Annotated in this window: 16 protein-coding genes and 1 pseudogene; 9 read left to right on the top strand and 8 right to left on the bottom strand. The window is 34.1% G+C overall.

The window, feature by feature from the left end; all coding sequences use genetic code 11:
* Positions 1-93 precede the first annotated feature (93 nt).
* Genes LG375_RS06405 through LG375_RS06385 form a run of 5 tightly spaced genes read left to right on the top strand, consistent with a single transcriptional unit; the run spans position 94 to position 3,711 of the window.
* Positions 94-954, top strand: coding sequence for an ImmA/IrrE family metallo-endopeptidase (locus LG375_RS06405; protein WP_225745512.1), 861 nt, complete (start codon positions 94-96; stop codon positions 952-954).
* A gap of 9 nt (positions 955-963) precedes the next feature.
* The gene (locus LG375_RS06400) at positions 964-1,647 is read left to right on the top strand and encodes a helix-turn-helix domain-containing protein (protein WP_225745511.1); all 684 of its coding nucleotides are present in this window, start codon (positions 964-966) and stop codon (positions 1,645-1,647) included.
* A gap of 3 nt (positions 1,648-1,650) precedes the next feature.
* The gene (locus LG375_RS06395; protein WP_225745510.1) at positions 1,651-3,066 is read left to right on the top strand and encodes a Y-family DNA polymerase; all 1,416 of its coding nucleotides are present in this window, start codon (positions 1,651-1,653) and stop codon (positions 3,064-3,066) included.
* Complete coding sequence (locus LG375_RS06390) at positions 3,063-3,425, top strand: hypothetical protein (RefSeq protein WP_225745509.1); 363 nt, start codon at positions 3,063-3,065, stop codon at positions 3,423-3,425. Before LG375_RS06395 ends, LG375_RS06390 begins: the two co-directional genes overlap by 4 nt.
* The gene (locus LG375_RS06385; protein WP_225745508.1) at positions 3,418-3,711 is read left to right on the top strand and encodes a DUF5960 family protein; all 294 of its coding nucleotides are present in this window, start codon (positions 3,418-3,420) and stop codon (positions 3,709-3,711) included. Before LG375_RS06390 ends, LG375_RS06385 begins: the two co-directional genes overlap by 8 nt.
* A gap of 58 nt (positions 3,712-3,769) precedes the next feature.
* On the opposite strand, the gene LG375_RS06380 is transcribed toward LG375_RS06385, so the two are convergent.
* Positions 3,770-4,918, bottom strand: a complete 1,149-nt coding sequence (locus tag LG375_RS06380; RefSeq protein ID WP_225745507.1) for a DNA cytosine methyltransferase — start codon at positions 4,916-4,918, stop codon at positions 3,770-3,772.
* Between the two features lie 35 nt (positions 4,919-4,953).
* On the opposite strand from LG375_RS06380, the gene LG375_RS06375 reads away from it, so the two are divergent.
* Positions 4,954-6,012, top strand: a complete 1,059-nt coding sequence (locus LG375_RS06375) for a hypothetical protein (RefSeq protein WP_225745506.1) — start codon at positions 4,954-4,956, stop codon at positions 6,010-6,012.
* Between the two features lie 56 nt (positions 6,013-6,068).
* Positions 6,069-6,869 (top strand): hypothetical protein, encoded by an 801-nt coding sequence (locus LG375_RS06370; RefSeq protein WP_225745505.1) that lies wholly within the window; start codon positions 6,069-6,071, stop codon positions 6,867-6,869.
* 124 nt (positions 6,870-6,993) lie between these two features.
* Here LG375_RS06370 and LG375_RS06365 read toward each other — a convergent pair whose 3' ends face one another.
* The 7 genes and pseudogenes from LG375_RS06365 to LG375_RS06335 form a co-directional block, all read right to left on the bottom strand.
* Complete coding sequence (locus tag LG375_RS06365) at positions 6,994-7,302, bottom strand: hypothetical protein (RefSeq protein ID WP_225745504.1); 309 nt, start codon at positions 7,300-7,302, stop codon at positions 6,994-6,996.
* Positions 7,303-7,316: 14 nt separating this feature from the next.
* Complete coding sequence (locus tag LG375_RS06360; RefSeq protein ID WP_225745503.1) at positions 7,317-7,679, bottom strand: hypothetical protein; 363 nt, start codon at positions 7,677-7,679, stop codon at positions 7,317-7,319.
* Between the two features lie 161 nt (positions 7,680-7,840).
* Positions 7,841-8,602 carry a hypothetical protein gene (locus LG375_RS06355; protein ID WP_225745502.1) on the bottom strand — a complete coding sequence of 254 codons (762 nt, stop codon included), beginning with the start codon at positions 8,600-8,602 and terminating at the stop codon, positions 7,841-7,843.
* Between the two features lie 552 nt (positions 8,603-9,154).
* A pseudogene (locus LG375_RS06350) lies at positions 9,155-9,385 on the bottom strand (site-specific integrase); the annotation flags it as partial.
* A complete protein-coding gene (locus LG375_RS06345) occupies positions 9,378-9,794 on the bottom strand; it encodes a hypothetical protein (protein ID WP_225745500.1) in 417 nt (138 codons plus the stop codon). The pseudogene LG375_RS06350 and the gene LG375_RS06345, both read right to left, overlap by 8 nt.
* A gap of 5 nt (positions 9,795-9,799) precedes the next feature.
* Positions 9,800-10,519 carry an endonuclease/exonuclease/phosphatase family protein gene (locus LG375_RS06340; RefSeq protein ID WP_225745499.1) on the bottom strand — a complete coding sequence of 240 codons (720 nt, stop codon included), beginning with the start codon at positions 10,517-10,519 and terminating at the stop codon, positions 9,800-9,802.
* Between the two features lie 128 nt (positions 10,520-10,647).
* Entirely contained in the window at positions 10,648-10,908 is a 261-nt protein-coding gene (locus tag LG375_RS06335; protein WP_225745498.1) for a hypothetical protein, read from the bottom strand.
* 727 nt (positions 10,909-11,635) lie between these two features.
* On the opposite strand from LG375_RS06335, the gene LG375_RS06330 reads away from it, so the two are divergent.
* Both LG375_RS06330 and LG375_RS06325 read left to right on the top strand, forming a co-directional pair.
* Positions 11,636-12,217 (top strand): hypothetical protein, encoded by a 582-nt coding sequence (locus LG375_RS06330; RefSeq protein WP_070654585.1) that lies wholly within the window; start codon positions 11,636-11,638, stop codon positions 12,215-12,217.
* A gap of 3 nt (positions 12,218-12,220) precedes the next feature.
* Complete coding sequence (locus LG375_RS06325) at positions 12,221-12,430, top strand: helix-turn-helix transcriptional regulator (protein ID WP_070654583.1); 210 nt, start codon at positions 12,221-12,223, stop codon at positions 12,428-12,430.
* The last annotated feature ends 97 nt before the right edge of the window (positions 12,431-12,527 follow it).

Genomic DNA, 12,527 nt, shown 5'->3' with positions numbered 1-12,527 from the left:
GAAGTGAAAGTAGACATTCGTCTACTTTTTTTATATAATAAATTTAACTAAATGGTTAAATTTTGTATTTCCAGAGAAAAAAGGAGGTACAAGTTGGAAGATTTGTATGTAGAGACTCAACAAAGAGCTAAGCAACTACTGTATCAATTGATAAAGAATAAAGATATTCCTTTACTGAATTATACCTTTCGCTTTTTCTTTGACTATTATGTAGGAGAAAATGAAATCTTGGTGCTTCCCCACCACTTTTCAGGTCGAAAAATTGAGGGATTGACAGTCATTGATGAATTGGGTGTTAGTATTTCTTACGAAGCAGAAAACCCAATTACAAAACAAAATTTTACGCTTTGTCATGAGCTGGGACACTTCCTTTTAAAACATGAAGGTGGCTATTTTGCAGAGTCAGTTGATAGTAAGGATAGTCAGATTGAGAGAGAAGCTAATATCTTTTCAGCGTTTATACTTATGCCAGATATCGTTCTTCTTTCTAAAATTTATTATGCTTGCCATACTTTTGAAGAAGTCCAAATCTCATTAGGAGTGTCTAAAGAGGCTCTTTCTTACCGTCTTATTGATTTGCTGAGAGAATATCATCTTGGATTGGAAGCAGAAATTAGAAGAGCAGTCGACGAGTACATTGGTGGTCAAAATACCAGTATTCACCATTGTTTTCACAAGATAAAAGATCAGATTGCGGATGACTTTAATCAGTACCACACCTCTCCGATTGAGTCAGTTATTCAGAAATTGAGCAAGAGTGGTTTTGTAACCAGTGAGGAAGTTTCTGAGCTATTAAATCAAGATTTGTGGTCAGAGATTATAGAAAAGGAAAAGTATGTCAAGATTTGGTTGCTGTACAACAAAGGAAAAAGTATTGCTTATGCTTGGGATAAGAGCAAGTTATCTGAAGAACAAGCCAAAAAGAAAGCAGAGTTTAAATTATTATTGATGTGAGGTGAGAGTATGTATCAGCCAGAGAAATTAAAAGCAAGGCGAAAAGAGTTGAAAATGACACAGCTTGATTTAGCCAATAAACTCGGTATTTCTATTCCAGCAGTATCATATTGGGAGCGTGGAGTAAAGGAACCGACTGAAGATAATATGAAACTATTGGAGAAAATATTAGAGGTACCCAAGGGCTATTTCACTGAGATTGATATTGTCCGTTATTACAACATCCTGTCCCCCGAAAACAAAGAAAAGGCAACACACTACGTCAAAGCTCTAGCAGAGAGTGAGCAGGAAAAAATTGTTTCTATCACAGAAAAGCGGATTGCCTATCGTGTATACGAAGAAATGTCAGCTGGTATTGGATCTGCAATCTATGACGATAAAAATTATGATATGGTTTATTTCACCGAAGAGTTAGCCCATGACTTTGCTTCTTGGGTGTCTGGAGACTCTATGGAACCTAAGTATGAAAATGGTTCAGTGGCCCTAATTCGAGAAACAGGTTTTGATTATGATGGAGCTGTCTATGCAGTTGTTTGGAATGGTAAGACCTATATCAAACGAGTTTATCGTGAAGAGGAAGGGTTACGGTTGGTTTCTATCAATCCTAAGTATAAAGATATGCTAGCTCCTTATAAAGATGAACCACGTGTTGTCGGTCTGATTGTGGGAAACTTTATGCCTTTGGAGGATTAGGTTATGGGGTACTTTGATTACTCGAGAGAACCTCAAAGTGATATTGCCTTTATTGATATGAAGTCCTTTTATGCCAGTGTTGAGTGTGTAGAGAGGGGTTTGCACCCTCTAAAAACGTCTCTATGTGTTATGAGTCGAGCAGATAATTCAACAGGGCTTATTCTAGCATCTTCTCCCATGTTCAAAAAGGTCTTTGGAAAATCCAACGTAGGGCGTTCCTATGACTTACCTTTTGATATTCAGACAAGAAAGTTCTCCTACTATAATGCCAAACGACAAGGATTACCAACAACCCCTGAATACGTTCGCTATATTGAAGAATGGGCGAAAGTGACAGTAATTGTACCACCACGAATGGATGAGTATATCAAGGTCAATATGCAGATACAAGAAGTCCTAAACAACTACGGTAGCCCAGAGGACATTTATCCCTACTCTATTGATGAAGGCTTTGTAGACTTGACCTCATCCCTAAACTACTTCATTCCTGATAAGAATATATCCCGTAAACATAAATTAGATATGGTGTCTGCTAAAATACAAAAGGATATTTGGCGAAAAACTGGTATCTACTCCACAGTGGGGATGTCTAACGCAAACCCTTTATTAGCCAAGTTGGCTTTGGATAATGAAGCTAAAAAGACTCCAACTATGCGTGCTAACTGGTCTTATGAAGATGTTGAGTCCAAAGTCTGGGCTATCCCTAAAATGACTGATTTTTGGGGAATTGGAAATCGTATGGAAAAACGTCTAAATAATCTAGGTATCTATTCAATCAAGGATTTGGCTAATTTTAATCCCGATATCTTGAAAAGTTCATTAGGTGTTGCAGGAGTGGATCTTTGGTTTCATGCTAATGGTATTGACGAAAGTAATGTTCATAAGCCATATAAGCCTAAATCAAAAGCATTAGGGAATTCACAGGTTTTACCACGTGATTACACAAAGCAAAGAGATATTGGAATTATCATGCGTGAGATGGCGGAGCAAGTCGCTATCCGACTTAGAAGAGCCCACAAGAAAACAATGTGTGTCTCAATCTCTTTAGGCTTTTCAAAATCGGAAAACAGGCGTTCGCTCCAGGCACAGATGACTGTTGAACCAACTAATAATACAGATACATTGATAAACCATGTCTTGGAATTATTCCATAAAAAATACACTTCGGGAGCAGTCCGAAGTGTAGCCGTTAACTATTCAAAGTTTGTAGATGAGTCTTTTGGGTTCATCTCCCTATTCGATGATGTCGAACAAATAGAAAAAGAAGAAAGGCTCCAATCAGCGATTGATAATATCCGAAATGAGTTTGGTTTCACTTCCCTTTTACGAGCTAATGCTTTAGAAGAAGCATCCAGAAGTCGAGCACGAAGCAAACTCATTGGTGGACATTCAGCTGGTGGATTAGATGGTTTGAGATGATTGATAGAAGTTATCTCCCTTTTCAATCTGCTAGGGAGCACCAAGACAGAGGTATGGCTAAATGGATGGGTTTCTTCCTATCTGAGCATACAACTTCACTTGTAGATGAACGTAACAAGGTAGATTTATCAACTGACCTGACCATGGCAGATAAGCTCATGCTACTAGGTCAACTCTATGTAGGCAAACTCAGAGCTAGATTAGTTGTCAAAAGTAAGCAACAAAGGCTTTCACTGTATGGCGAAGTTGTCGGAGTATCGTCATCAGATATTTCCTTTAAAACTAAGGATGGATACCAACGAATCAATATTGATGATATCCTGCGTATCAATCTAACAGAAGAGGTTGAGTATGAGTAGAAAAGAATTGTATGAAGATAAATTGCAAATTGACTACTTCTCAGATAGCTATATCAAGTTTGAAGAAGATTTCCAAAAATATTCAGCTATGAATACTCCACTTACTTTTCTCATTGATGACATACTTCGAACCATGGCGATGAATCAGACAAACTACTTCAGGTTGAATAAGGAAAATGCCAAGGATGGACGAGATCATTATTTTTATTTTGAAGTGAGAGTAGAAAATCAGTTCAATCAGGTGAGATTTTTTAAGTATATTCGACATGAATTTATTAGAATATAAAAATTCAGAAAAAAGAAGAGGTTTTGCCTCTTCTTTTTATTGAAACATGTTAAAATAGTTATAAGTTTTGAATATTTTGTAAAGAATAGTAAACTGCTCTTGCAATATGCCAAGCCATGACAGGAGGGACAGCGTTACCAATAGCTTTATAGGCTGAAGATGCACTAGTGGTAAAGTTGAATGAGTCAGGAAATGATTGCAATCGAGCACACTCCCGGACACTCAGTCTTCTCCAGGTCTCCATATCATCAGAATGGAGTTCACCATTTATATTACGATAGTGTGCTTCTATGTTACCATGATGTTCAGCTCTAATGGTTGGAGAGGGTCTATCTGGAGAAATTTGATTGTTTCCTTGCATTTTTTTACCTGGGTAGAATTTTGCCTTGGATATATCTCGTATTGTATGATTAGGGATAGTAGGATCATTGATCTTATCCCAAATATCATCAATCCCATCTAAAGAAGTTCGCCATGGACGACCAGTCTGCGTCCCTGTTTCATCAAATAATTGTAAGGGATAGTATTGAGACGATAGGTCACCTAGGTCACTTCGTATTCCGAATATTATTACACGTCGTCTATTCTGTGGAACTCCAAAATCAGCTGCATTTAGAACTTTATATTGTACTGTATAGCCGTACTGTGTAAAATCATCTAAGATTGTATCCAATGCAGATTTATCAACATCTTCTCCGATTTGATTTTTACGTGAATTTCGTATACCGTCCACATTTTCGGCTACAAAAAACTTTGGTCTATAATAATCCAGGACTTTTATCATTTGCAAATATAATTGTCCTCTTGGGTCGCTAAGCCCTCCTCTTTTCCCAGAGTAGCTGAATGTTTGACATGGAAATCCTCCTAAAAGAACATCTATCTCAGGAACTTCTAGGGAATTAGCATTCTCTTTAATTTTGCGGTCGATATCACTTTTATTAAGATCAACAATACTTTTTCTTTCAACACTATGTTCAAAATTTGTTTCATAAACATCTACGGCTTGTTTAAAAATATCATTTGCGAATAATAGATTGAATGGATTTTGAGAATAGACTTCATTTAAGAATTGAAATCCTCCACGAAATCCCAAATCCATTCCCCCAGCACCTGAAAATAAGCTAAGTACATTAAACTTCGGGGTATCATCTGCAATTTGAATATCAAGTGTATTAATTGTATTGGTATTGTCGTGAAAATAAGTCATAGTCATGTAAGTTCTTTCTAAAAAGGAGTATGATAATGAAAATAATCAAACTATTAGACCGTCTATCAGAGGAATTAGAGAATAGACAAAATCTTACAAGTAAGTATACAGTTAGCAATGGCACTAACAACGGCTTTGAAAAGCTAGTCCCAGAGGTGTTAGATACTCTTAAAGATGAGTTAGAGTTTTCATATAATATTTTTTATGGTCATCACTTTCCAGACTTAGAGATTGTGATTGGAAATGAAAAATATGGCCTTGAGTTAAAAAGTAGGAAGAAATCACAGTGGACAACTAATGGAAACTCTGTCTTTGAAAGTATTACAGATGAAGATTATTCGGAAATATATTTATTGTTTGGTAGCTTAAATAATGATGAATCAGCTTATCAAGTGCAATACAAGCCTTATTGGGAAGTTACAACTGGTATTGCTGTTACCCATAGTCCACGATTTAAAATAGATATGAGAGCAGAAATAACCGACTCAGTATTCAAAGATTCAGATGAATATTTCAAATTAAGAGAAATGACAGAGCCTGAGCGTATTGCCTTTTTGCAGGAATATCTAAAAAGAAGTACGGATAAGGCCAAGTGGTATATTCCACAAGAAACTGAATCTGTTAAACCTATCCAGTTTAAAGATTTGACGGAGGAAGTTAGAAATCAGGTGTTGGCCGAAACTTTTGTTTTATTCCCCCATGATTTAATTAAGCGTTATCCTAGTGGGACATTTAGGGGGGAATATGGAAGAAGTACAGAGTATCTACTGGGAGAGTATTTTTACTTCACACCTTCTTTGCGCGATTCATACTCTGCTGGTGGAAGCTTTGAATATAATTCAACTATTTTTCCTAAAGTTATTGAGAAACTGTTATCCTTGAAGGAGAATATAGAGTATATCCTTGACAATGCTAGTCACGATTTTCAAGAGTTAGCATATGATACCTGGGAAGAGCTTGGAGTTGATTTAGACAGGAGTATTTTTCGTAAAAACTATTACCTAGTATTGGATAGGATTGGACAAAGCCATCTAAAAGATGAACTTCAAGAAGCAAACTTGAATAGTCTTTCTGTACTTTATCAACTATATTAATTGTAACAAAAAAAATATGGCGCGTCAATTTACGCGCCGTATCATTTAGATGAAAAATGAAAAAAATATTAAATAATAAAGTGAAGTATCTAAATAATGTACGTTTCTTAACTATCAGTGTATATTCTTGGATAGTGCTAGCTCTTGATATTTCTCTAGGTATTTTAGCTGTTCTCTCATCGAAATCTGGATTTAATTTGGATGGATGGCAACTACGGTTAATGATTGGCATTACAGTAATTGATCTCATTATGAAATATTACAAGGAACATTTGGAAAAGAATACTATTAGCGAACTCAATACTAAATTTTTAGAACAAAAAAAGGAAAATGATTTCATAAAAAAATGGAGGGTATCTCCAGAAGTTATATTTGAATACTTTTGCGATTATATTGAACTTCAAGGGAAATTAAAAGCCACGTTATATGTAGTTGAAGATGAAGAGGTATTTCCTGTCAACAATGGTGTAACTAAGTTGGATTCTCTAAGGTGCGAGTTGGAGATGTCCTATCCAAGAAACCATCTAATACCCGCTTTGGATATAGATTCGTTTGATTTTTTCAAATTAAGACGAAAAGAAGGTTTATATTATCAACCCTTAGAAGACAAAATTGGTTTTTCGAAGGACTTCTCTTCTAAGCATAAAATTGATTCATATGTTTGGTTTGTAAAAATTATTAGAAGTAAGTCAAAGCCAGAAGCTGTGCTATTAATTGAGTCTCAAGAAGAAACGTTTACTTATCACAATAGTGAGGAAACAATCACGGTTGATGTAAATGATAGAGAAAGCGCAGAGCATTTTAGTAATTACATAGATCAATTAGGGGTGTTGGAAACTATAGCTCAAAAAGAGTAATGTATTTTATAATTAAAAAATGGTTTTCATTAATTTTTTCAAGGTACTACGTCACGAGTTTGAACCTCACTCAAAAATAAAATTTATTGTCTAGCTTTGTGTGAGATTCAATTTTTACTCTCTTTTATTCAAAGGTAAGTAGTTCACTTTTTGTTGGCTCGATAATGTCTCGGAAGAAAGATTCGACCTGGCTAATCAGGTAGGCTTTTGCTTGATTTTCTACCTTATTGAGTAGTTCATTAAATGAATTCAGATTCATTAGGTCTGATGCTGTGATATTGAATTTTTTCGATTTACAAAGAGAGATGATTTCATTCCCAAATACCTTTATTTCATCGGTATATTGGTTATGAAAGACATTCTTTTGAATCAGGATTTCGAAATTTCTGACGAAAACATAAAGATTTTCGTATAGATCATCTAAGTTTGTCATTATTATATCTCCTTTTAGTTATATCCATTTTCTTTTAAAGCTTTATTGTATGCTTCGCTATCTTTTTTATAATAGGTTCGTTCAGTACCAGTCAAATTAGTAGTGATCGTGCTATTTTTGAGCTCATATTTTACTGTAGAGTTAGAGACATCACTTCCCGATAACTCAAAGGTACTGTTTGCTTCATCTACTGTAAAAGTGTCCGCTTCTCCTCTTTGGATCGTACCCTTACCGTCTTTAATAGTAAAGGCAGGTTCGTTTCGTTCACTAGAGATCCAATAATAGTCCCCATCTAAAGATTGTTTGTTTTGACTAGAGCAAGCGACTAAAATGATTGTAGTTAAAGCTAAAAGAGTAATACTTATAAATTTCTTCATGATAAAATCTCCTTTCTTTCAATTTTATCAAGGTAGTATTACAAGAGCGAAACAACGAGTTTCCATTATAGTGGTAAAAGTGGAAAATATCTATTATAACGGAATTCGAGTTTCGAGAAAATAAGTATTTTTCGGAAAATCGTTGTTATGGTGAAGATTATTTATCTAAATTGGTTGGAATATTCAAGTAACTTAATATAGGTTGGTAGCCTGTGAACCTCAATTTTTTCTAGGTATTTAAAGCCTGCAGGGGTGAATGTGAATAGAATGAAATAGTCGTTACATTCGGTAACGATATATGATTCAAATTTTGGAACAGAGCGACTTCGGTACATTGCTAATTCAATAAAGTCATTTTCTAGAGCTTCTTTGACAACAAGTGTTAATCCATCTTGCTTTATTTCTTGTTTAGTAGAGAACCTATAAGGGAAGAAAAGTAGTAAATTTTTTTCTGTTTCTATTGTATTCAAGACGTCTAGAATATCAATTTCATCACTTAGAGGTTTTTTGTTTTGATTTGCTCGTAAATACAGCATATCATCGAGTGTTAAGGATCTAAATATTTTATGAATCTCGCCAACTCTAAAATTTTTATTCGGTTCTCTAGGTGAGCTGTAAGCTGTTACACCTTTGCATGGAACTGATACGTTTGGGCCAGCTAATCGCAGTCCTCTGAGATAGGATCTTGAAGCTAGAAGTTTAAAGTCAATTTCGTAAGAAGGTGAGGTTGCATCGGGTTCAGAATTGCTTTCACTTAAAGGGTGTTCATATACATGATGTTCTGATTTTTTTTGAAAGAATAGGGATTGATTGAGATATTCCATTAGGAAGTACTCATAGTTTGAATAACTTTCGTTATCAACAAAGTTATTTAATAAAACCGTTGCAGGCATAATATTAGCCTTTAGTTCTTCATATATCATTATTGACCTCCGTTTTCTTCTATTATATACTATAAATATTAGTATTAGTAACGTTTTAGGGGCAAATGATACATTAGTATAATGTGAAGTGATAATTTCCCTGATTCAAACTGATTCATTCAAATTTATTGAAATCTTTTCCGATAGTGGTATTAAAGAATGTTGTGATAGAAGCTTTTTGAAATTAAAAGAAAAGAGTCCTTGTCAAACCAGGTCTTAAGAAAGCTCGTAAAGCTAGCCAGTTCTCAAAACGTTAATTCGTTACTGGACAGCAGAGTACAAACGAAAACACTTTGCAACTTGCAAGGTGTTTTTTTGTATGAGAATTAGCGGTGCGCAATTAGGATAGCTCTAGCGACTTTAGTCGCATAGAGATATGCTATGCACAGTTGCCCCAAGAAAACAAGCGAAGCTATGTTTGATTGGGTGGCAACCACTGCACTCAAAACGTTAATCAATACGATTATATCACCCTTTCAAGACATTCAAGAGTTATCTCTTGGGTGCCTTTTTTTATCAAAAAATCTATAGTTTCCCTGAAATTTCCCTGACCTAATTTTTAAGATTCCTAAATGCAATTTCACCAACAGTTTGATTTACTACATCTTTAGTATTAACATAAGTCTTTGTAATTTCTTTGTCACTATGAGTTAAGGTTTCAGAAATTGCTTCTAGTGGAACCCCAGCTTGTTTTGCGAGTGTAGCAACAGTATGTTGCTTGTGAGGTGTAGCGTGTTTTATCCTAGGATGCCGTCGTTCAACTGACTTCATTTTGTTATTCAAGTTTAAACTCAATGGGCATCAGTGACTCTCCGTCTCTAATACTAAGATGTTTCCTTAAATCAAGGTGATTTTTCAAATTAATATCTCCTACGATAAAAGTTTCATCTTCTTTTTTGATGATTCCAAAACAAGCGAACCAGTCTCCATAACTAGAAATGGGAATCATTTCATCATTAAAAAATGCCTCTATATTTTTTCCATGAAGTGTGTGACGTGGATCAGCAATAACGAGAATATCATGACCAAAAATGAATTCAAATTCTTGTCCTTTTGCTATGTGTTCATCTAGCACTGGGAAAACGATGTCTGTATCTGAATAGTCCAAAATAATATCTTCCGCAATGATATTTTCTTTATTAGTTTGAATTAATAAAATATGAGGATTGTTCATAAAACCTATTTGTGCCATATTGGTTACTCCTCTATTAAAACCTTAGCTATTACAGCCTTATGGTCTGATTCAATAAAATTTTCATGTATTGCTTCTATAACTTGTTGATTTGTCAAAATGTGATCAATATGAGTTCCGCATTTAGGTAGTGTAATTTTACTTCCTTTGGATATCTCTGCAATATTCCAAGCGGAGTATTTATTGACTACATTTTTCCATTTAGTACGAAGGCTGTCCCAATTATATTGTGAAGAAAAATCTTCCTGATAATCGTAAAAGAATCTTTCTGCATCACAGTTTGTATCCCCCAGTAGTATTTTTACTTTGTTACTTGAAAAGAAATTAGTAATTTTTTCCAGAGCAATTTCTTTGTTCCATTGATTAGGTGAACCAGTAGGGATATATACTGAGCAAATTTCAATATTAGAACCTGTTAAGTAACAATTTCTATATTGAAGGGGATTCTCAGAAAGAAAAGGTTGGGACTGTTTAAGACTATATTTTTTTACTATTGATTTTTTAATAAGCAAAGCTGTTGTGATTTGCTTAAAAGAAATATTTTTTAAAGCTAATGGACTAAATAATTTATAGTTTTCCGTATGCTGAAGTTTAGAAAGGTTGTAATTCCAAATCTCTGATATTGAGATAATATCAAAGTCATGATTCAATAGTTTTAGAATATTAGTAGTGTTATTTTGAGCAGAACAATAATCGTTAAAATTTATTTGTATTATTTTTAGCATAAAGTCTCCTTTTATAATTTATTAATCAATAGTAATTCTATTTTTTATAACACCTCCAAACTATCAATGAAATACTATATACTTGATAGTCAAAGGAATAAAATAATATGATAGTATTACTATCATTATTATTTTATTCCAAGTACAGGACTGGAAACATTAGTTCTATAAACATAAGTTTTTTTATCTTCTAGCTGATGTCTATTGAGCATACCTTTATTAAACATAGCTATTAATAATCTAGCAACATTAGGAGATTGCCAACCAAGGTGAGCACCAATCTCTTTAGAAGTATGCTCCGATTCATAGCAAAAAATAACAACATTCATTTCAGATTTGCTCAGATTATTATTTCGCGACAAGCTTCTATAAAGTTCTAGTTCGGTCATTTAAGTTTCATCCTATAATTAATATCAAGTTGATACTATCATATTAAAACTAATAAAGGTATTTGTCAAGTGATAATACTAAAAGATTACTAAATTTATAAGATTATCATTTTAAACAATAGGGCAAACTTGGATATTTTGACTCGATTTATATATTATAATAGGAAGAGTTTGCCCTATTTAGATAAAATACTCTAAAAATAGATGAAAATTTGTTAGCTATGTACTGGTAGAAAATCAAAAAGAAATGGTATTCTGAAGACTATAGAGATTTAGGCAGTTCAAACCAGGTCTTAAGAAAGCTCGTAAAGCTAGCCAGTTCTCAAAACGTTAATTCGTTACTGGACAGCAGAGTACAAACGAAAACACTTTGCAATTTGCAAGGTGTTTTTTTTGTATGAGAATTAGCGGTGCGCAATTAGGATAACTCTAGCGACTTTAGTCGCATAGAGATATGCTATGCATAGTTGCCCCAAGAAAATAAGCGAAGCGACGTTTGATTGGATGGCAACCACTGCACTCAAAACGTTAATCAATACGATTAAATCAACGTTTTAAGCTCATCAAAGCTTTGCTTTATGGCTGCCTTTTGGTAAGGGATTCTGAAAAAAATGACTTAAATGTTATTTGTGTTTTGTCTTCATCTTGAAATTCTTATAACAATGTGATATATTTATAACAGACAGGGTGTGATATATTTATAACATACTAAAAAGAGGTGACTAAAATGAAAATGTCGAAGAACTTAAAGATAATCCTTTATATCGCTAGCGTGCTTATTGTTGTATGTTTAGTATTATTGCTGGGGAATCACCTACCGATTCTAGCGAAAGGTGCTATTATGACGACGGCTTGGCTTCCTTCGTATTTGGTTTGTACGATGCTATCGGTCCTCTCAAAATCAACCTATCAAAAGAAAGAGAAAAAAATGTTTGGGATTACTGCAAAATTATATACAGTGCTTGTATTTCTCTCGTCCTCAATCTATACTATTGGAGTTTGGCTTCTAACTCCTGGTTCTTTGATTAAGAATATAATGTTAGGAATTGGATTAAGTGTTCAATTGTTATTAATGTTTTACTTCTTATTCAAGAGAATTAATGAAGAACCTGATGAACGATTCTATAGAAATATTGCAAAGTCCTCTTCCATTTTGTTTACAATAGCAATCTTTATATTATTGGGAATTGCAACATTGATAGCCGTCTGCAAAGTTTTTGTTTTAAATGCTGGATTTCTTTATATTTTGGTGGCTTTTTTACTCTTATTATTTGCCATTACTTACTTTATCACTGAAAAAAGGGGATGAGATATGGCGAAAGAAAGTAAAATAAAGACTAACTTGAAAGAAGTAAGGGAAGCTTATGGTATGACTCAACAAGATTTAGCAGATCAAGTAGGAATACGGAGAGAAACGATTGTTCACTTGGAAAATAACCGCTACAACCCTTCGTTGGAAATGGCTTTAAAAATAGCACAAGTCTTAAATAAACAAGTGGAAGAACTATTTCGTCTGAAATAAGAGAAGTAAAACAATCCAATTGATTTGTGTATCAGTTTTTGGAAACTTGTTATTCTGAGACGAGGTATTGATAAGAAAGAGTATTTTCAAAGGAGTT

The organism is Streptococcus sp. Marseille-Q3604, assembly GCF_916619785.1.
Taxonomy (GTDB): domain Bacteria; phylum Bacillota; class Bacilli; order Lactobacillales; family Streptococcaceae; genus Streptococcus.
The sequence above is the reverse complement of the archived record's forward strand: the minus strand, read 5'-3'. Positions and strand labels throughout refer to the sequence as shown.

Coding starts and splice junctions, on each gene's coding strand:
- LG375_RS06400 (WP_225745511.1), top strand. CDS start 964: ATGTATCAGCCAGAGAAATTAAAAGCAAGGCGAAAAGAGTTGAAAATG.
- LG375_RS06395 (WP_225745510.1), top strand. CDS start 1,651: ATGGGGTACTTTGATTACTCGAGAGAACCTCAAAGTGATATTGCCTTT.
- LG375_RS06390 (WP_225745509.1), top strand. CDS start 3,063: ATGATTGATAGAAGTTATCTCCCTTTTCAATCTGCTAGGGAGCACCAA.
- LG375_RS06385 (WP_225745508.1), top strand. CDS start 3,418: ATGAGTAGAAAAGAATTGTATGAAGATAAATTGCAAATTGACTACTTC.
- LG375_RS06380 (WP_225745507.1), bottom strand. CDS start 4,918: ATGACTTATTTTCACGACAATACCAATACAATTAATACACTTGATATT.
- LG375_RS06375 (WP_225745506.1), top strand. CDS start 4,954: ATGAAAATAATCAAACTATTAGACCGTCTATCAGAGGAATTAGAGAAT.
- LG375_RS06370 (WP_225745505.1), top strand. CDS start 6,069: ATGAAAAAAATATTAAATAATAAAGTGAAGTATCTAAATAATGTACGT.
- LG375_RS06365 (WP_225745504.1), bottom strand. CDS start 7,302: ATGACAAACTTAGATGATCTATACGAAAATCTTTATGTTTTCGTCAGA.
- LG375_RS06360 (WP_225745503.1), bottom strand. CDS start 7,679: ATGAAGAAATTTATAAGTATTACTCTTTTAGCTTTAACTACAATCATT.
- LG375_RS06355 (WP_225745502.1), bottom strand. CDS start 8,602: ATGATATATGAAGAACTAAAGGCTAATATTATGCCTGCAACGGTTTTA.
- LG375_RS06345 (WP_225745500.1), bottom strand. CDS start 9,794: ATGGCACAAATAGGTTTTATGAACAATCCTCATATTTTATTAATTCAA.
- LG375_RS06340 (WP_225745499.1), bottom strand. CDS start 10,519: ATGCTAAAAATAATACAAATAAATTTTAACGATTATTGTTCTGCTCAA.
- LG375_RS06335 (WP_225745498.1), bottom strand. CDS start 10,908: ATGACCGAACTAGAACTTTATAGAAGCTTGTCGCGAAATAATAATCTG.
- LG375_RS06330 (WP_070654585.1), top strand. CDS start 11,636: ATGAAAATGTCGAAGAACTTAAAGATAATCCTTTATATCGCTAGCGTG.
- LG375_RS06325 (WP_070654583.1), top strand. CDS start 12,221: ATGGCGAAAGAAAGTAAAATAAAGACTAACTTGAAAGAAGTAAGGGAA.